The following is a 19,602-nucleotide window of genomic DNA, read 5'->3' on the forward strand; positions in this document are numbered from 1 at the left end:
CCCGCCGACCACTGCCCGTCGCGGTGCCGGGGCGACTCCGGCCGGTCAGAGCTGGCCGGGGTAGAACCCGTACCGGGCCAGGGGTTCGACGATGTTGCGTTCCTCGTAGGACAGGTGGGACAGCAGGGTGTCGGTGAGCACGTCCACCGCCTGCTGGAGCCCGGTGAGCCGCGCCGGGTCCCCGATCAGCGCGACCAGGGCCCGGTCGACGCCCTCGACGACCTCGTGGATGACGACGTGTTCCTGCTCCAACCGGTCGATCACCGGGACCAGCCCCGGATCGGCCCGCCGCAGGTGCGGGAAGATCGCGTCGTCCTCCAACCCGTGGTGCTGGGTGACCAGCGTGCAGTAGGCGGCGCAGTACGCCCCCAGCGTCCAGTTGTTCTGCCGCAGGGTCATCCGGTTCAACACGCCCCGGGCGTCCCCGGCGGACACCACCCCCCGGCGGACCTGGTCGAGCAGGTCGCGGATCTCGCCCAGTTCCCGACGCAGGTGGTCGTGCACGTCGACCAGGTGCCCGCCGACGGCCTGGGCCTGCGGGGAGTAGACGTGCCCGGCCGGGGCGGGCGGGGCGACCGGCCGGGTCGACTCGTCCCAGAGCCGGTGGTCGCTGTGCCGTACCTCGGGTGCGGGGGTGGGGGTGACCGCGAGTCCCGCGACACCCCCGGCCCGGACGGTCTCCCGCCGCCCCGACGCCGGTCCCGCCGTACCGGTCGGCTCCGTCGGGTCGCCCGCCGGCCCGGTCGGCTCCGGCGGCAGCGGGGCTGCGGGGGTGGTCGAGCCGGCCCGCTCGGCGGCGACCAGTTCGCGGACGCCGGGGGCGACCTCCTGGGCGAAGAGCTGGATGCTCGCAGGGTCGTCGGTGCCGAGGACGAACCCGGAGGTGCCGTGCTCCAGCACCAGGTCGGTCAGCTCCCGCACCCACTGCCGGGGCGGCCCGTCGAGGAAGCCCACGCCGGTGCCGGTGAACCGGCCGGAGACGTTCAGCAGCCGCCGCACCTCGGCGGGGTCCCGCCCGGCCGCCGCCGCGCCCTCGTCGACGAGCGCGTTGAGCCCGGCCAGGTCCGCCGGCCCGTTCGGCAGGTACGCCAGCGACGGCAGCCAGCCGTCCGCCGTCCGGCCCACCAGCCGCAGCAGCCTCGGCTTGTACGCCCCGACCCAGATTCCCACCGGGTGCGCCGGGGCGGGGCCGCGCTTCGCGCCGACCACCCGGTAGTGCTCGCCGTCGACCCGTACCCCGCCGCGCCGGTCGGCGGCCCACACCTCCCGGATGATCCGGATCGCCTCGTCGAGGGCGTCCACCGACTGCCCGGGGGTGAGCCGTCGCCCCCCGTTGGCCTCGATGGCGTCCCAGAACGCGCCCGTGCCGAGGCCGAGTTCGACCCGGCCACCGCTGAGCAGGTCGAGGCTGGCGACGCTGCGGGCCAGCACCACCGGCTGCCGCAGCGGCAGGTTGAGCACGTTGCCGGCCAGCCTGATCCGGCTGGTCGCCGCCGCGAGGTAGGACATCAGCGTCCAGGTGTCGAGGAAGCCCGGCTGGTAGGGGTGGTCCTGGAAGGTGACGAGGTCGAGGCCGGCCTGCTCGCAGAGCCGGGCGCGGGCGACGACCTGCTCCGGGTGCCCGGCGTCGGGGGTGAGGAAGCCGCCGAACAGCAACTCGTGTCCGTGGTCGGTCATGACGCTGCCGTCACCTGGTCCCCTCGTCGCGTTTGCGGCGTCGCCCGGTCACGCGTCCCCGGTCGGGACGCGGGCCACGCGGGTGGGCCGGGGCGACCGTGTCACCGTAACGCCGGCCGGCGGGGCGGTACCGAGCAAGTGGCGCGACAGCAGGTCACTCGGCCACATAGGTGCGGTACCGCCAGCGGAAGACCCGCACGGCCGTGCCATCCACCTCGCACCGCTCGTCGACCGCGTGGTAGTGGTCGTAGTGCCGGCCCTCGGCGACCTTCAGGACGGTGGCGTCGGCACCGACCTCGCGGACCCGTTGGGCCTCGGGCAGGTGTCCGGTGGGGCCGCCACTGAGGATGACGGTGACTGCGGGATGCGCGGTGGCAGACATCTTCGCTCTCGCTCCTCACGGTCGGAAGCCGGGCCGGTCGGCGACGCTGCGTTCAGGACCACGGGCGGAACTCCACCCTGGGGCGGTCGGCTAAAGCGGCGCTAAGCGCGCCTGGTGGACGGGGCGAGCGGCCGGATCGCCGGGGGTGGAACGACGGTCCGCACGGCCGGCGCCCACCATGCGAAACAGGTGACCTGCATCACATCGACGAGGGGTGATCCACTGCCACACCGGCAGGTGACGCCCCGGAAGCCGTAGGGACGGTCGACCCGCCAGCCGAGCCGATCATCGAAAAGCCTACTTGACCGGTAGGTTTGACGACCGTTGCCGGTGCCCGTGGAGTCGGCGTCCGCGCCCCGCTACCACGAGCGGCACCGGCCGGTACGACGGGCCGGGGCGGCGGCTACGTACCCCGGCGCCGGCCGGTACGCGGTTTCGCTGATGTGCCGTCGCGTGGCGGACGTCGAGAATTTCCACTGCCCGATGGGCTGCCCCGACGTCTCCTCTTCACCGGAAGGATGCCCGTGCGCTATTTGCTGCTCGGCCCGCTACAGGTCGTCGGAGAGACCCCGCAGACGATCACGGCGCCAAAGATCGAGACCCTGTTGGCCACCCTGCTGATCCGGGCCAACCAACCCGTGCCCGCGGAAGATCTGATCACCGAACTCTGGGGCGAGAACCCACCCCGCCGGGTGCGCGCGGCCCTGCATGTGTACGTGTCGCACATCCGCAAGCGGTTCACCGGCACCGCGCCCGGCACCGGCGTGCTGCACACCCACGGGCAGGGCTACCTGCTGGAGGTGGCCGAAGCCCGGATCGACGTGACCGAACTCCAGGTCGAGTACGCCCGGGGCCGCTCCCTGACCGGCCGCAACCCGGCTGCGGCGTTGGCCGCCTTCGGCCGGGCCGCGGCGCTGTTCCGGGGGCCGGTGCTCAGCGGCATCCGCAACGGCAGCGTGGTGAACCGGTTCGGCCGGTGGGCCGACGAGGTACGGCTGGAGTGCCTGGAGGGCTTCGCCCGCACCAGCCTGACCGTGGGCCGGCACCGGGAGCTGATCGGCGAGCTGACCCAGTGGACCGAGGAGTACCCGCTGCACGAACCCTTCCGCGAGCAGTTGATGCTCTCGCTCTACCGGGCCGGCCGCCGCGGCGAGGCGCTGGCGGCCTTCCACCGGGCGCGGCAGGTGCTCCGGGAGGAACTCGGACTGGAACCGCGCGAGTCGATGCGCCGGCTCCAGTCCGACATCCTCACCGAACGGGTCCTCCCGCTGGCCAGCTGAGCCGCCGGGGCCTCACCAGGTCACCGGGAGGCGGTACACGCCCTGCACGGAGCCGCCGGGCTTCACCGGCAACCCGGACAGCGGTTCGGCGAGCGCCAGCGTCGGCAGCCGCGTGAACAGCCCCCGCAGCGACACCTCCACCTCGACCCGGGCAAGGTTCTGGCCCAGGCACTGGTGGATGCCGTAGCCGAAGCCCAGGTGCTGCCGGGCGCGGCGGGTGACGTCCAGGGCATCCGGGTCGGGGAAGACCGCCGGGTCACGGTTGGCCGCCGACGCGGGCAGGTAGACGGCATCGCCCGGCTGGAGCGTCCGGCCGGCGATCTCGATCGGTTCCGCCACCACCCGCTGGATCTCGTCGGCGACCGACAGGAAACGCAGCAGTTCGTCGACCGCCCCGGGCAACAGACGCCAGTCCGCCCGCAGGCGGGCGAGCTGCGCGGGGTTGTCCAGCAGGGCGATCACGCTCATCGTGATCATGTTCGCCGTGGTCTCGTGGCCCGCGACGAGCAGGAACATGATCGTCTCGGCCAGTTCCCGCCGGGTGATCTCCCCGGTGGCGAGATGGCTGGCGATCAGCTCGTCGAGCAGCCCCTCCCCCGGATCGGCCTGCTTCTCGCCGATCAGGGCGTCCACGTAGTCGGTGAGGGCGACCGACGCCGCCGCGGCCTCACCGGCGGAGCTGGAGCCGAGCACCATCCGCTGCGTCTGCGTCTCGAAGAACTCGTGATCGGCGTAGGGAACGCCGAGCAGCCGGCAGATCACCGTGGACGGGACCGGTAGCGCGAAGCCGGGCACCAGGTCGGCGGGCGGGCCCTCCCGGACGACCGCGTCGAGCCGGTCGGTCACCACCCGCTCGATGTCCGGCCGCAACGCCTCGGTGCGGCGGACCGTGAACGCCGGGATCAGCATCCGCCGACGTTGGGTGTGCACCGGCGGGTCCATGCCGACCAGCGGAACGAGCTTGGCCGCCGACATCCTCGGCACCAGCACCGGAAAGTCGGGCCGCAGCCGGTCCGAGGACAGCCGCGGGTCGACCAGCAGCGCTCGCGCGACGGCGTGGTCGGTCACCACCCACGCCTCCCGGTCGCCCAACAGCCGGACTTTGGCGAAGGCACCCTGCTCCCGCAGCCCGGCGTACCCCTGCGGCGGGTGGTACGGGCAGGTACGAGTCATCGGGAACGCGGGCAGGTCGACCTCGGTGGTCATGGGGCCTCCTCGGCTGGCGGGTGCCCCGGGACGCTAGACCCGGACGCCAAAGCGACTCTGAAGCCCCGTGGCCGACGCACCGGACACCGTGGCCGGAACGCCGGACACCGTGGCCGGCCCGTCGACCGGCCGGCGGGCCGGTCGCCGTCCCGAGGTGACCGAACGGGCTAACCGATCGTGGCCATCAGCCTGGCCAGCTCCGCCCGGGTACTGATGTTGAGCTTGCGGTAGATGCGGGTCAGGTGCACATCCACCGTCCGGGGGCTGATCGCCAGGCTGCGGGAGATGTCCTTGGTCTTCCGGCCGGTGCCCGCCATCGAGGCGATCTGCCGTTCCCGTCGGGTCAGCACGGACAGCATCGGGTGGGTCGCCACCGCCGTGCTGGACGGACGCGCCTCCAGGTCGCCCAACGCCGGGCCGGCACCGCAGCGACGGGCCAGCTCCCGGGCGAGCGTCAGGTCCGCCTCACCGGTGGTGGGCTGGCAGCGGGCCGCCTCCGCCAGGGCGGACGCCTGCGCACAGGCCAGACCGGCGGCGTGGAAGAGCGCGGCGGCCTCCCGGAAGAACGTGGCCGCCTCGGCCAGCTCGCCGCGGGAGCGCAGCAGGTAGGCCCGCGCGGAGACGGCGTAGGGGCGCAGATAGGGCATGTCCAGCCGGTCCACCGCCTCCGCCGCACGCCCCGCCCACTCCGACACGGGCAGGTCGGCACCGACGGACGCGGCGGCGAGCAGTTCGTAGCTCCACGGCCGGAGCACACCGGGCACGCCGCGTAGATCCGGGCCGCCACCGACGTCGAGGATTACGCTCACCGCCCGGCGGGCGTCCCCGCTCAACGCGGTCGCCTGGGCCAGCGCCAGGGCCGCCGTGGCGCTCCAGGTGGAGCTGCCCGGCGGCAGGGCGGCCACCGCCCGCTCCGCCAGCTCGACCGGTTCGCGGCTGGCCGGGGGCAGCATCCAGGCGAGGCTGAGCGAACGCAGCGCCAGGGCCAGGGCGTGCAGGCGTTCCGCGCCCATCTCGCCAGCGATGCGGGCCGCCTCGGCTGCCGCCTGCTGTGCGGCGTCCAGCTCGCCCAGCCGGCGGCAGGTGTTGCTCAGCGTGTTGAGCAGGACCGGCCGCATGTGCCGGCGTCCGCTGCGACGCAGCGCCGCCAGGCCCCGGGTGGCGTGCCGGCGGGCCTCGCGGTAGCGACCCGCGAACGACTCCGCCGAGGCGAGCATCACCAGGCACTCCGGGTCCGCGGCCAGTTCCGCGTCGGCCACCGAGTCCGCGAGCGCCCCGGCGGCGTCGAGATCCTCGCCGCCCGGGGGGCCGTCGCCGCCCCCGTAGGCGCGTACCGCAAGCGCGCCCACCTCGCCCATCCGGTCGCCGCGGGCGCGGGCGATCCGGACCGCGAGATCCGCCGCGCCGGGGGTCGGCGGCACTCCCTCCAGGCCGGACAACACCCCCTCGACGACCGCGAGCCGCACCAGCACGGGCGGTGGGTCGGCCGGCGCGGCGGCCAGCGCGGCACCGATCAGCGTGCCGGCCTCCCGGCCCCGGCCCAGCAGGCATTCGGCCAACGCTCCGGAGACCAGCGCCTGGGCCCGTACCTCCCAGGAGGGTGGCGGGTCGGTGCGCAGGATGTCGTGCAGCACGTCCCGGCTCTCCGCCGGACGGCCGGCGGCCAGCAGGGCCCGCCCCAGGGCGAGCAGCAGATCGGTGCGGGCGGGGCCGGGTGCCAGCTCCAAGGCCACCCGCAACCAGTGCACGGCCCGAGCCGGGTCGGTCGCCATGGCCTCCTCGGCCGCCCCGGCGAGCACCGCCAGGTCGTCCGAGCCGGGCCCGCGCGGGGTGCGCTCCACGTGATGGGCGACCTCGGTGTACGGGGCGCCCCGGGTGATCAGCGTGGCCGCGGCCCTGCGGTGCGCGGCGGCCCGCCAGCAGATGTCGAGGTCCGCGTAGTACAGCGACCGCAGCACCGGGTGGCGGAAGGCGAACCGGCGGAGCTGGTCGGTGGGGCGGAGCAGGTCACGGCGCAGCAACACCCCGGTCGCCGCACACGCCTGCTCGTGGGGCAGCTCGGCGACCGCGGCGATCGTCGGCACGTCCACCCCCTCGCCCAGCACGGTGGCTGCTTGCAGGGCGAGCGCCTCGACGGGACCGAGGCCGGCCTTCTCGGCGAGCAACGACGCCGCGGCCTCACCCGTCGGGGCCGCCAACGCGAGCAGGTAGCGGGGATTGCCGCCGGCCCGCTCGTGCAGCTCCACGGCGCGCGGGTCGTCGGCGGACCGGCCGAGCAGGCGGGCGGACCCGTCCAGGCTCAGCGGCGCGACCTCGATGCGCTCCACCACGCCGATGTCGCGTCCGTAGGTGAGGGCGGCGAGCAGCCCGGCGCGGGCCTGCCGGGGCCGCAGGGCGAGCACGACCAGCAGCGGGGCGTCGATCGGGGCCTGCGCGAGCGCCTCGGCGAGCGCGACGGAGTCGTCCCCGGCCCAGTGGAAGTCGTCCACCACGAACAGCAGCCCCGACGGCGACGCGGCGCGGCGGAGCGCAGCGGCCAGTTCGGACACCGGACGGCCGCCCGGCCCTGCCGAGGGGTCGGACGCCGTGCCGCCACCGACCACCGACGCGGCGAGCCCTGGGGCGGTGTCGGGCGTCGCCTCGGCGCAGCGACCGGAGACGACCCGCAGCCCGGCGGCCCGGGCCCGGGCCATCAGGTCGGCCAGCGCCCGGGTCTTGCCGATGCCGGATTCACCGACGAGTTCGACGACCGCGCCCCGCCCGGACCGGGCCCGGTCGAGCGCCTGCCACAACCGCTGCCGGCCCGACGGCACCGCGCCGCCGCCCGCTGACTGTGGGTCCCGTTCCGCCATCAGGCCCACCACCTGACGCACCGCATCACGCGAGCCCTCCCCCGAATAGCCTCATGCCATTCTAAACCAGGGGAACCGGCAACCTCATTGCCATTTTCTGCCGGTGGCCATTACGCGTGAAGTGAAACATTCGCCAGGTCAGCAGGGTCAGGTACGGGCCGCATTTACATTACGTACATCAACTTGACTTGTTAACACACGCCCGCTAAGTAAGCGCCGCCCGACCAATCCGCGATCATCGGTGGCGGTGCGGGGTGGGCGTCGATGCCCACCCCGCACGACGCGTCAGTCGCTCAGCAGGATCCTCGCCTCGGCGGACTTGCGGACCCCGGTCATCCGCCACTGCCGGAACCCGGTCTTCCCCGCGTAGCGGCCACTCACCCCGGTCGCCGGGTAGAAGACCCACTGACTGGTCTTGACGTCCAGGAAGTCGGCCCAGCCCTCGGCGTGGATCACCCCGTCGTCCAGGGTGATGTCCTCCTGGTAGTAGGTGAGCAGACCGCCGTCGGTGGGCCGGACGTACTCGATCCGGAAACTGCCGCTCGACCGGCCGATCAGGGTGCCGGCCTCGTCGTACAGTTCGTCGTCGAACCGGCCGACCTGGCCCACCGCCGGCGCGGCCACGTCGACGTCGTCGACCACCTTCACCACGATCTCGGTGGGAATCCGGATCACCAGGGCGTCCCCGGTGGTCACCAGTTGCTCAGTCACGGTCGTCGTCCTCTCGTCGGGTGATGAACGGGATGCCGGTGCCGATGAACGGCGTCGGCTCGGCGGGAGCGCCGAGGAACGCGACGGCGGCCTCCCGGGGTGGTCGTGACAGCGGCCCCCAGAAGGTGGTCCGGGCCGGGTTGCCCAGGTTCACCGGGTCGTTGTCGGCGAAGGTGTACGGCGCGCGCGCCTGGTGGCGGGGGTCCGGCTGGGTGAATCGGCCCCAGGCCCCGTTGTAGATCCGGCACTCCAGGAAGTGCGCCCCGCGTAGGAGCTGGTACGCGCCCAGGTAGCGGAACGGGTTCACCGCCGCGACCCCAGTGGTGGCGGTCACCGCGCCGAACGCGCTGTAGGTGTAGGTGGCGGCGACCGTCCCGTCCGCGCCGAGCAGGGCCAGCACCGATCCCTGGTGGTCGGCGATCACGTGGTAGCGGACGCCGTCGGCCGTCCGCAGCCCGAGCAGGCGTCCGGACGGCTCCCGGACGAAGTCGGTGGGCACCCCGTCGTCGGTGACCCGGGTGATGCCCAGGATCGTGCGGTGCAGCAGATGGGTCACCGTGCGCCCGTCCACCGTGGTCTCGGTGATCCGGCGCGGCTCCCGGTTGTCCAGGCCGTCGTAGCGGATGTCGACGACCTGGGTGCCCTCGACCGTCCCGGTGCGGGTCTGGTTGGTGGGGCTGTAGGTGAACTGGACCGTCGGGTTCACCTCGTCGACGAAGTTGCCTGCGCCGTCGTAGCCCAGGATCGTCTCCCCGAAGCGGACGTGCTGGCCGGCGGGGTTGACGTCGAACGTCGTCGCCCCGATCCGGACCAGGTTGTTGGCCTCGTCGTAGCCGAACTCCACCTCGCCGGCCCGGACCACCCGGCCGAGGCCGTCGTAGGCGTACTCGGTGGTGACGCCGTCCACCGTGCGGGACCGCAGCAGCGCGCCGTCGCCGTAGTCGTAGGACACGGTGAACACCGGCACGCCCCGGGGGTCGGCCACGACGAGGGAGACCGGCCGGCCGAGCCCGTCGTACTCGGTTCGCTGGCTGCCGGCGTCCGCGAAGACCGTCAGGGTACGGCGGCCCGCAGCGTCGTGGGCGAAGGTCGTCCGCCCGCCTCCGGGATCGACCACCGACGCGAGCCGGCCCGCGGCGTCGTAGCCGTAGGCGGTGCTGCCCGTCGTGTCGGTGTGGCCGGCCAGCGCGCCGGCCGGGGTGTAGGTGTAGCGGGCCTCCTCGATGTCGTCGCCCTCCCGGCGCACCGCGCCGGTGCACCGGCCGGCCGCCCAGTCGATCGACTGTGACCAGACCGGACCCGAGCGGTACACCAGGTTGCCATGCGGGTCGTGGGCGAAGGTGCCCAGCGTCTCGCCGGTGTCGTCGTCGCTGACGGTGACCAGGTTGCCGACCGTGTCGTAGCCGAACCCGATCCGCTGGCCGTTGCCGTGCCGCACCTGGGCCACCCGCGCGCTGTCGCCGTCGTAGCCGAACCGGATCTCGCCGCGCGGCTGCGGCGGGGTGATGCTGACCAGTCGTCCCCGGTCGTCGTAGCCGTAGTGGGTGGTCGCGCCCCGACCGTCGGTGGCCGAGGCGAGCGACCCGTTCCGGTGGTAGGTCCTCGTCTCGATGTCCCGGTCGAAGGCCGCCGAGCGGACGGCGAGCAGCCGGCCGGCGTCGTCGTAGCGGTGGTCGACCCGGTTGCCGGCGGCGTCGGTGAGCGACCCCGGCAGGTGCGGGTGGTCGGGGTGGGGGCGCACCGCCGGGCGCCCCCGGTCCTGTTCGTACAGAAGGGACATCTGCCGCCCTCTCGGTCGGTCGTGGTCTGGTCTGGCTGCACCGCGGTGGAGCACAGCAAAACGCATGCCGCGAACGGAGCGCCACAGTCGACCCGTCCGGTTTTGGGCCGGCTTTAGCGGCCGTGCCGACGATGGCCGCCACAGCCGAGCGCTCGGGAGGACACATGACCACGACCGTCTCGCTGCTCGCGGCGGCCTCCGCGTTACCCGGTCCCGCGGTGGACAACGCCGCGTTGGGCAGACGGCTGGGCATGGACGCGCTGTGGGAGCAGTGGGTGGAGGCGTTCATCGGCACCCGTACCCGGCACCTCGCGGTGGACCTGGACAGCGGCGAGATCCGGCACACGCTGCTGGAGTTGGCGCACCAGGCCGGCGGCCGGGCGCTCGCGGCGGCGGGGGTGCCGGCCGACGAGGTGGACCTGGTGGTGCTGGGCACCGCCACCCCCGACCGGCTGATGCCGGCCACCGTCAACCTGGTCGCCGACCGGTTGGGTATCGACGGGGTGCCCAGCTACCAGTTGCAGTCCGGCTGCTCCGGTGCGGTCCAGGCGCTCACCGTGGCCCACGGGCTGCTGCTCAGCGGTGGCCTGCGTACCGCGCTGGTGCTCGGTGGCGACGTGGTGGCCCGCTTCTACGACCTGAGCGCCGACCTGCGGAAGCTGCCGCCGGCCGAACTGGTCAACTACGTGCTGTTCGGCGACGGGGTCGGCGCAGCGGTGCTGCGGGTCGGCGAGGTGCCCGGCGCGGCGGCGCTGCGCACGGTGTTCACCCGGCTGGTCGGGTTGGGCCGTGCGCCCGGGGCCACCCTGGAGTGGTTCGGCCCGGTGGACCGCGACTCCGACCGGCCCGCCGCGACCGAGGACTACAAGGCCATCGAGCAGCACGTGCCGGTGCTCACCGAGGAGGTGGTCGCGGAGCTGCTGGAGCGGCTGCACTGGGCGGCCGACGAGGTGGACTACGTGCTGCCACCGCAGCTGTCCGGACGGATGACCAGGCTCATCGTGGACCGGCTCAAGCTGCCCCGGGCCGCCGAGGTGAGCTGTGTGGCCGACACCGGCAACAACGGCAACGGCATCGTCTTCCTCCAGCTCGAACGGGCGCTGGCCCGGCTGCGCCGGGGCGACCGGGCGCTGGGGGTCTCCATCGAGTCCAGCAAGTGGATCAAGTCGGGGTTCGCCCTGGAGGGACTGTGACGTCGTCCGTCGACCGGCCCGCCGCGCCGGCACCGCAGGCCACGTCCGCACCGGGCACGCGGCCGGCACCGGGCACGTCCGCCACGCCGGCACCGACCGCGCCGACCGTACCGGACACGCAGGCCACGCCGGCCGTACCGGGCGCGGAGGGTACGACGCCGACGGACCCGGCGGCGGTGTTGGCGGAGCTGTACCGGGCCGGCGACCTGGCCCGGGAGTACCCCCGGGTGCGGGACCTGCTCGCCGAACTCCCCGACGACCAGCTCGAACGCGCGGGGCGGCTGCTCGACCGGGTCGGCGTCGACGCGGTGCTCGCCGCCCACCCCGACACGCCGGTGGTGCCCGTCGTGATCACCGGGCACGGCACGGTGGCACCGCTGGTGCCGCTGCTGACCGCCCAACTGGCCCGGCACGGGCTGCTGCTGCGGGCCCGGGTCGGCGACTTCGGCGGCTACCTCGACGAGTTTGCCGGCGCGGACGGCACCGAGCTGGTGCTCGCCCTGCTCGACGCGCAGCTGGTGTTCGACCAGGTGCCGCTGCCGTGGCGACCGGAGGACGTGGCCCGGACCTTCGCCGCCAGGATCGACCTCATCGAGCGGCTGCTGACCGGCTCGACCGCGCCGGTGGTGCTCAACACCATCGTGCTGCCCCGCACCTTCCCCGCCCAACTGGTCGACCACCGGTCCCGGGCGGCGCTCGGCGCGGTGTGGCGGGAGGCCAACGCCCGGCTGCTGCGGTTGCCGCAGCGGCACCCGTCGGTGGTGGTGCTGGACCTCGACCCATGGGCCGCGGACGGGATCGGGGTACACGACGCCCGGCTGAGCGTCTACGCCCGCGCCCACCTGTCCCCCGCGCTGCTGCACGCCTACGCCCGCGACGTCGCCCACCTGGCCAGGGCGCGGGCGGGCGGCACCCGCAAGGTGCTCGCCCTCGACCTCGACGACACCGTGTGGGGCGGCGTGCTGGGGGAGGTCGGCCCGGACGGCGTGCAGGTCGCCGAGACCCACCGGGGTGAGGCGTTCCGCGCGTTCCAGCGGGTGGTCAAGCAGCTCGGCGCGCAGGGCGTGCTGGTCGCCGCGGTGAGCAAGAACGACCCCGAGCCGGTCCGGGCGACCCTGCGCGACCACCCCGACATGACGTTGCGCGAGGACGACTTCGTCCGGGTGATCGCGAACTGGCGACCCAAGCACGAGAACCTGCGTGACCTCGCCACCGACCTCAACCTGGGCCTGGACAGCGTCGTGTTCGTCGACGACAACCCGTTCGAGCGGGGCCTGGTACGCCGGGAGCTGCCCCCGGTCGCCGTGGTGGCGGTGGACGACGACCCGGCCGGTCACGTCGGGCGGCTGCTGGCCGACGGGTGGTTCGACACGCTGGCGTTGACCGCCGAGGACCGGGAGCGCCCCCAGCGCTACCGCGAGGACGGCGAACGCCGGGACTTCCTGCACTCCTTCGACTCGCTGCACGACTACCTCGCCGAACTGGGCGTTCGGGTGCGGTTGTCGGTCCCCACCGAGGCCGAGGTGCCCCGCGTCTCGCAACTGACCCTGCGGACCAACCAGTTCAACCTGACCGCCCGCCGGCTGTCGCCCGCCGAGGTGGCGACGCTGCTGGACGACCCGGCCAGCACCGTGCTCGCGGTGCGCTCGGGCGACCGCTTCGGCGACAACGGACTCGTCGGCGCGGTGTTCCTGCGCCGCGTCGACGACGTCCTGCACATCGACAATTTCCTGCTCAGTTGCCGGGTCTTCTCGCGGGGGGTGGAGACGGCGACGCTGGCCGAGGTGCTGCGCCACGCGCGGGAGACCGACGCCGCCGCCGTCACCGCCGAGTACCGGCCCACCGCCCGCAACGCGAAGGTCGCCGAGTTCTACCCGCGCAACGGCTTCGCCCGCCTCGACGGGTCCCGCTTCCGGCACGACCTGACCGACATCCCCCCGCCACCCGAGCACGTCGAGCTGACTGGCTCCTGGCCCCCCGGAGGACAACCGTGAGCACACTGCGCACCGTCGACGACTTCGTCACCCTGATCCGCGACGAGCTGGGTCTGCCGGTGGCCGTGGCCGACCTGGACAGCAGCCTGGACGTGGTGGCCGGCTGGGACTCGGTGCACCTGCTCACGCTCTGCACCGCACTGGAACGGGCCACCGGGCGACCGGTGTCGCTGCCCGACGTGCTGGCGGCCGACAGCCTCGCCGGCATCTACGCGGCGGCGGTGGGGCGGTGACCGGCACCCCGATCGCCCGGGAACGCCGGCACACCCTGTTCTTCCTGGACGCGATCCGGTCCTTCGCCCCGGTGCACCTGGACACCGAGGTCGACATGAGCCGCATCGTGGCCGACCGGGCACGGGCGCGCGACGACGGGCGGCGGCAGTCGGTCGTCAGTCACGTCGTGGTCGCCGTGGGCCGGGTGCTGGCCAAGCATCCGGAGGCCAACGCCGCCATCCAGGGCCGGCTGCGGGCCCGGGTGGCGCGTTACCCGTTCGTCCACGCCAAGGTGACCCTGGACGGCACCCTCCACGGCGTACGCGTGGTGCTGGCCACGGTGGTGCCGAACGCGCACGAGGCGACCGTCGAGACCGTGCAGGAGCACCTGGACCGGGTACGCGCGGCCGATCCGGAGCACGGGCCGCAGTTCGCCGGCATCCGGCGGGTGCACCGGGCCGCCCTGCCCGTGGCGTACGCCCGGTTCCGGCGTGCGGTGGGGAACCTGGCGATCCGCCCGCTGCTCACCGGAACGGTGGCGGTGACCTCGCTGGGGCACCGCGACGTCGACGGCTTCCACTCCGTCGGTGGCACCACGGTGACGATCGGGGTGGGCCGGATCGTGCAGCGGCCCGTGGTGCGCGACGGCCGGGTGGTGGTCGCCCCGGTGCTGCGGTTGAGCCTGACCTTCGACCATCGGGTCATCGACGGGGCCGAGGCGGCCGACGTGTTGACCGACCTCAAGCAGGAACTGGAGACCGGGGCATGAGCAACGACGTCGCCGAGCTGAAGCAGTACGTGCTGGCGCACGCCAGCGCGCAGCACCTGGCCGCGGACGAGATCCTGGCCCGCGTCGCCACCGACGGGGAGGGACCCGGTTCGTGGAGCGCCGAGTGGGTGCGCGCGGGCGAGACGTACGAGCGGGACGGGAACCTGCTCGCCGCCGCCACCCACTACAACCTGGCCCGGTTCCCGTTCGTCGACGGGCCGGCGCGGGCCGAGGCGCTGCGCCGGTGCGTGGCGGTGTTCGACCGGTGGCGACGCGGGGTGCCGGGGATCGAACGGCTGGAGCTGGAGCTGCCCGGCGGCCGGGTCCGCGCCTGGGCCGCCGGGCTGTCCCGCACCGAACGCCGACCCGTGTTGATCATGACCGGGGGGATCGTCAGCATCAAGGAGCAGTGGGCGCCGGTCCTGCCCGAGCTGGCCCGCTACGGCTTCGCCGGGGTGGTCGCCGAACTGCCCGGCGTCGGCGAGAACGAGCTGCGCTACGAGGCGTCCAGCACCGCGTTGTTCGGGGCCATGCTCGATGCCGTCGCCGACCGGGCGGACACCACCCGGGCGTACGCGCTGGCGTTGAGCTTCAGCGGGCACCTGGCGCTGCGGGCGCTGCCGACCGAACCCCGGCTGCGCGGGATCGTCGGCGCGGGCGCTCCCGTGTCGGCGTTCTTCACCGACAAGGAGTGGCAGGCGTCGGTGCCCCGGCTCACCGTGGACACCCTGGCCCACCTGACCCGGACCACCCCGGAGACGGTGTTCGACCACGTACGCGACTGGGCGCTGACCCCGGACGAACTGGCCGCCGTCGAGGTGCCGGTGGCGTACGTGGCGAGCCGGCGGGACGAGATCATCCCGCCCGCCGATCCGGAGCTGCTCCGGCGGCACCTGCGGGACCTGCGGCTGATCACTCACGACGACGTGCACGGCGCACCGTCGCACTTCGCGCACACCCGGCTGTGGACCCTGTCGCAGGTGCTGCACATCAGCGCCGCCGACCGGGCACACGTCGACGCGGTGGACCAGGCGCTCGCCCAGGTCACCGGGGGTCGGGCATGAGCGCCGTCGAGGAGCCGGTCGCCGTCGTCGGCCTGTCCTGCCGGTTGCCCGGCGCAGGCGACCCGGAGGCGTTCTGGGCCCTGCTGCGCGACGGGACGGACGCGGTCACCGCGCCGCCCCCTGACCGCCGCGTCCCCGGGCACCGGGTCCGGCGGGGTGGTTTCGTCGACGCCGTCGACCTGTTCGACCCCGAGTTCTTCGGCATCTCGGCGCGGGAGGCCGCGGCGATGGACCCACAGCAGCGGCTGGTGCTGGAGCTGAGCTGGGAGGCCCTGGAGAACGCCCGGATCGTGCCCGCCGCCCTGGCGGGCAGCCGTACCGGGGTGTTCGTCGGCGCGATCGGCGACGACTACGCCACCCTGCTGCACCAGCGCGGGCCCGACGCCGTCGGCCCGCACACCGTCACCGGCCTGAACCGGGGGATCATCGCCAACCGTGTCTCGTACACCCTGGGGCTGCGTGGCCCCAGCGTCACGGTCGACTCGGCCCAGTCGTCCGCCCTGGTGGCCGTGCACCTCGCCGCCGAGAGCGTCCGCCGGGGCGAGAGCGAGGTCGCCGTCGCGGGCGGCGTGAACCTGAACCTCGCCCCCGAGAGCACCATCGGCGCGGAACGCTTCGGCGCGCTGTCGCCCGACGGCCGCTGCCACACCTTCGACGCGCGGGCCAACGGGTACGTCCGTGGTGAGGGCGGCGGGTTGGTCGTCCTCAAGCCGTTGTCGCGGGCGCTGGCCGACGGTGACCGGGTGCACGCCGTCCTGCTGGGCAGCGCGATCAACAACGACGGCGCCACCGACGGGCTGACCGTGCCGAGCCCGCAGGGCCAGGAGGAGGTGCTGCGGCTGGCCCACCAGCGGGCCGGGACCACCCCGGAGCAGGTGGACTACGTCGAACTGCACGGCACCGGCACCGTCGTGGGCGACCCGATCGAGGCGACCGCCCTCGGTGCCGCGCTGGGCCGGCACCGGTCGACCCCGCTGCTGGTCGGCTCGGCCAAGACCAACGTCGGGCACCTGGAGGGCGCGGCGGGCATCGTCGGGTTCCTCAAGGCGGTGCTGTGCGTCCGGCACCGGACGCTGCCGGCCAGCCTGCACTTCGCCACCCCGAACCCGCGCATCGCGCTGGACGAACTGAACCTGCGGGTGGTCACCGAGGCACGGACGCTGGACCACCCCCTGGTCGTCGGGGTCAGCTCGTTCGGCATGGGCGGCACCAACGCGCACGCCGTGCTGACCGAGGCGCCGACCCGCCCGCCGACCCCTGCCGCGCCGACGCCCGGCCCGCTGGCCTGGGTGGTGTCCGGGCGTACGCCGCAGGCGCTGCGGGCCCAGGCCGAGCGGCTCACCCGGCTCGACGCCGACCCCGCCGACACGGCCTTCGCCCTGGCCACCACCCGCACGGCGTTCGTCCACCGGGCGGCGGTCGTCGGGCGGACGCGGGACGAGCTGCGCGCCGGCATGACCGCGCTGGCCCGGGGGCTGCCCCACCCGGGCACCGTGGTCGGCACCCCGACCGGCGGCCTGGCCTTCGTCTTCACCGGCCAAGGCAGCCAGCGGCCGGGGATGGGCCGGCAGCTCGCCGCCCGGTTCCCGGTGTTCGCGCGGGCCTTCGCCGAGGTGGCCGACGCGCTCGCCCCACACCTGAGCCGGCCGCTGGACGAGGTGCTCGACGACGCCGAGGCGCTGGAACGGACCGAGTTCACCCAACCCGCGCTGTTCGCGCTGGAGGTGGCGCTGTTCCGGCTGCTGGCCCACTGGGGGCTGCGCCCGGACGCGGTCGCCGGGCACTCCGTCGGGGAGATCGCCGCCGCGCACGTCGCCGGGGTGCTCGACCTGGCGGACGCGGCACGGCTTGTCGCGGCCCGGGGACGGCTGATGCAGGCGCTGCCGGCGGGCGGCGCGATGCTGGCGGTGGCGGCCACCGAGGACGAGGTACGCCCGCTGCTGCGGCCGGGCGCGGACCTGGCCGCGGTCAACGCGCCGCGGGCGGTGGTCGTCGCCGGTGACGCCGACGCCGTGGCCGAGATCGAGCAGACGGCACGCCGGTGGGGCCGGCGTACCACCCGGCTGCGGGTCAGCCACGCCTTCCACTCCGCCCGGATGGACCCGATGCTGGCGGAGTTCACCGAGGTCGTGTCCGGTCTGCGCCTGCACGCCCCGCAGGTTCCGCTGCTCTCCGCGCTGGCCGAACCCGACGTCACCGACCACCGGCACTGGGTGCGGCACGTGCGGGACACGGTCCGCTTCGCCGACGCGGTGAGCGCCCTGCGCGAGCGGGGGATCGGCACCGTCGTCGAGGTGGGGCCGGACGCGGTGCTCACCGCGCTGGTACGGGACAGCGCCGAGGTCACCGCCGTGGCCACGCTCCGCCACGACCGCCCCGAACCCGACACGGCCGTCACCGCCCTGGCGACCGCCTTCACCGCCGGCGTCGAGCCGGACTGGACCGCGTTCCTCGGTGCCCGGGACGTCGTCGACCTGCCCACCTACGCCTTCCAGCGGGAGCGTTACTGGCTCGACCGGGAACCCGCCCCCCGCCGGGAGGTCACCCCGGCGGGCGGCCAGCTGGCCGACGTGACCGACGACGACCTGCTCGACCTGGTGCGGACCACGGTCGCGGTGGTCGTCGGCCACGTCGGCCCCGACGCGGTGGACCCGGACCGGACGTTCCGCGACCTCGGTCTGGACTCGCTCACCGGGGTGGAGCTGCGCGACCGGCTCGCCCAGACGACCGGGGTGGCGCTCTCCCCCGGCCTGGTCTACGACTATCCCACCCCGGCCGCCGTGGTGGCGTACCTGCGGACCCTCGCCGACGGTGTCGACACGGCCACCGAGGAGACCACCCGCTTCGTCGACGAGCCGGTCGCCATCGTCGGGATGGCCTGCCGGTACCCCGGCGGGGTCAGCTCGCCCGACGACCTGTGGCAGTTGGTACGCGACGAGCGGGACGCCATCGGCCCCTTCCCGACCGACCGGGGCTGGGACCTCGCCGCCCTCTACCACCCGGAGCCCGGCACACCGGGGCGCACCTACGTCCGCGAGGGGGGATTCCTCGCCGACGCCGCCGAGTTCGACCCCGCCTTCTTCGGCATCGGCCCCCGCGAGGCGGCGGCGATGGACCCGCAGCAGCGGCTGTTGCTGCGTACCGCGTGGGAGGCCGTCGAGAACGGCCGACTGAGCCCGGACGCGCTGCGCGGCACCAGGACCGGCGTGTTCGTCGGCGTGGTCGCCAACGACTACGGCCCCCGGCTGCACGAACCCGTGGCGGGTGCCGAGGGTTACCTGCTCACCGGCACCACGGCGAGCGTCGCCTCCGGCCGCGTCGCCTACACGCTGGGGCTGACCGGTCCGGCGGTGACCGTCGACACCGCCTGCTCGTCGTCGCTGGTCGCCCTGCACCTGGCCGCGCAGGCGCTACGGCAGGGCGAGTGCACGATGGCCCTCGCCGGTGGCGCGACGGTGCTGGCCACCCCGGGGATGTTCCTGGAGTTCAGTCGCCAGCGCGGGCTCGCCGCCGACGCCCGGTGCAAGGCGTTCGCCGCCGACGCCGACGGCACCGCCTGGGCCGAGGGGGTCGGCGTCGTCCTGCTGGAGCGGTTGTCCGACGCGCGCCGCAACGGCCACCGGGTGCTGGCCGTGCTCCGCGGCTCGGCGATCAACCAGGACGGCGCGTCCAACGGCCTGACCGCCCCAAACGGTCCCGCGCAGGAGCGGGTGATCCGCCAGGCGCTGGCCGGGGCCGGGTTGAGCGCGGCGGACGTCGACGCGGTCGAGGCGCACGGCACCGGCACCGCGCTGGGCGACCCGATCGAGGCCCGGGCCCTGCTGGCCACCTACGGCCAGGACCGGGAGCCGCCGTTGCTGCTGGGGTCGGTGAAGTCCAACATCGGCCACGCCCAAGCCGCCGCCGGCATCGCCGGTGTGATCAAGATGGTCCAGGCGATGCGCCACGGGACCCTGCCGCGCACCCTGCACGTGACCGCGCCGACGCCACACGTCGACTGGGACGCCGGCCGGATCGACCTGGTCACCGCGGCCCGGCCCTGGCCCGACACCGACCGGCCCCGACGGGCGGCGGTCTCCTCGTTCGGCATCAGCGGCACCAACGCCCACGTCATCCTCGAACAGGGCGACCCGGAGCCGGTGGCCGAGGTGCGGTCGACGTCGGGCACACCGGCGGCCTGGCTGTTGTCCGGCGCGGACCCGGATCTGGTGGCCGAGCAGGCCGGTCGGCTGCGCCGGTTCGTGCTGGCGCACCCGACGCTGGACCCGGCGGACGTGGCGCTGTCGCTGGCGACCACCCGCGCACATCTGGAGTACCGGGCGGCCGTGGTCGGTGCCGACCGGGAGGAACTGCTGGCCGGCCTGGCCGACCTGGAGTCGGGGCGACGGCGTGCGGTGGCGATCAGGCCGGGCAAGGTGGCGTTCCTGTTCGCCGGACAGGGCACCCAACGCCACCACATGGGCAAAACCCTCTACGACACC

13 protein-coding genes are annotated in these 19,602 nt (G+C 74.2%); 7 read left to right on the forward strand and 6 right to left on the reverse strand.

The annotated features are described in order from the left end of the window. Positions 1-45 precede the first annotated feature (45 nt). Positions 46-1,677, reverse strand: coding sequence for an LLM class flavin-dependent oxidoreductase (locus tag B5D80_RS26550; protein ID WP_088646682.1), 1,632 nt, complete (start codon positions 1,675-1,677; stop codon positions 46-48). 154 nt (positions 1,678-1,831) lie between these two features. Beyond that, positions 1,832-2,059 carry a DUF5988 family protein gene (locus tag B5D80_RS26555; protein ID WP_088646683.1) on the reverse strand — a complete coding sequence of 76 codons (228 nt, stop codon included), beginning with the start codon at positions 2,057-2,059 and terminating at the stop codon, positions 1,832-1,834. Between the two features lie 518 nt (positions 2,060-2,577). Here B5D80_RS26555 and B5D80_RS26560 point away from each other — a divergent pair. Next, on the forward strand, positions 2,578-3,339 hold the full coding sequence (locus B5D80_RS26560) for an AfsR/SARP family transcriptional regulator (protein ID WP_245854994.1): 762 nt from the start codon (positions 2,578-2,580) through the stop codon (positions 3,337-3,339). 12 nt (positions 3,340-3,351) lie between these two features. On the opposite strand, the gene B5D80_RS26565 is transcribed toward B5D80_RS26560, so the two are convergent. The 4 genes from B5D80_RS26565 to B5D80_RS26580 form a co-directional block, all read right to left on the reverse strand. Continuing rightward, positions 3,352-4,545 (reverse strand): cytochrome P450, encoded by a 1,194-nt coding sequence (locus tag B5D80_RS26565; RefSeq protein ID WP_088646685.1) that lies wholly within the window; start codon positions 4,543-4,545, stop codon positions 3,352-3,354. A 167-nt stretch (positions 4,546-4,712) separates the two neighbouring features. Continuing rightward, positions 4,713-7,397 carry a helix-turn-helix transcriptional regulator gene (locus B5D80_RS26570; RefSeq protein WP_144081770.1) on the reverse strand — a complete coding sequence of 895 codons (2,685 nt, stop codon included), beginning with the start codon at positions 7,395-7,397 and terminating at the stop codon, positions 4,713-4,715. A 285-nt stretch (positions 7,398-7,682) separates the two neighbouring features. Then, on the reverse strand, positions 7,683-8,108 hold the full coding sequence (locus tag B5D80_RS26575) for an allene oxide cyclase barrel-like domain-containing protein (RefSeq protein ID WP_088646687.1): 426 nt from the start codon (positions 8,106-8,108) through the stop codon (positions 7,683-7,685). Next, entirely contained in the window at positions 8,101-9,888 is a 1,788-nt protein-coding gene (locus B5D80_RS26580; RefSeq protein WP_158224245.1) for an RHS repeat-associated core domain-containing protein, read from the reverse strand. Before B5D80_RS26580 ends, B5D80_RS26575 begins: the two co-directional genes overlap by 8 nt. Before the next feature lie 164 nt (positions 9,889-10,052). On the opposite strand from B5D80_RS26580, the gene B5D80_RS33955 reads away from it, so the two are divergent. The 6 genes from B5D80_RS33955 to B5D80_RS26605 all read left to right on the forward strand — a co-directional run. After that, positions 10,053-11,081: a 3-oxoacyl-ACP synthase III family protein gene (locus tag B5D80_RS33955; protein ID WP_144081771.1), complete on the forward strand. Its 1,029-nt coding sequence runs from the start codon at positions 10,053-10,055 to the stop codon at positions 11,079-11,081. Continuing rightward, a complete protein-coding gene (locus tag B5D80_RS34915) occupies positions 11,078-13,075 on the forward strand; it encodes an HAD-IIIC family phosphatase (protein WP_144081772.1) in 1,998 nt (665 codons plus the stop codon). The genes B5D80_RS33955 and B5D80_RS34915 overlap by 4 nt, the downstream gene beginning before the upstream one ends. Continuing rightward, the gene (locus B5D80_RS26590) at positions 13,072-13,308 is read left to right on the forward strand and encodes an acyl carrier protein (RefSeq protein WP_211291661.1); all 237 of its coding nucleotides are present in this window, start codon (positions 13,072-13,074) and stop codon (positions 13,306-13,308) included. The genes B5D80_RS34915 and B5D80_RS26590 overlap by 4 nt, the downstream gene beginning before the upstream one ends. After that, positions 13,305-14,057: a 2-oxo acid dehydrogenase subunit E2 gene (locus B5D80_RS26595; RefSeq protein WP_088646689.1), complete on the forward strand. Its 753-nt coding sequence runs from the start codon at positions 13,305-13,307 to the stop codon at positions 14,055-14,057. Before B5D80_RS26590 ends, B5D80_RS26595 begins: the two co-directional genes overlap by 4 nt. After that, positions 14,054-15,121, forward strand: a complete 1,068-nt coding sequence (locus tag B5D80_RS26600; protein WP_088646690.1) for an alpha/beta hydrolase — start codon at positions 14,054-14,056, stop codon at positions 15,119-15,121. Before B5D80_RS26595 ends, B5D80_RS26600 begins: the two co-directional genes overlap by 4 nt. Next, on the forward strand, positions 15,118-19,602 hold a 4,485-nt coding region (locus B5D80_RS26605), incomplete at its 3' end, for a type I polyketide synthase (protein ID WP_144081773.1). The genes B5D80_RS26600 and B5D80_RS26605, both read left to right, overlap by 4 nt.

Source organism: Micromonospora wenchangensis (genome assembly GCF_002210435.1).
Lineage (GTDB): Bacteria > Actinomycetota > Actinomycetes > Mycobacteriales > Micromonosporaceae > Micromonospora > Micromonospora wenchangensis.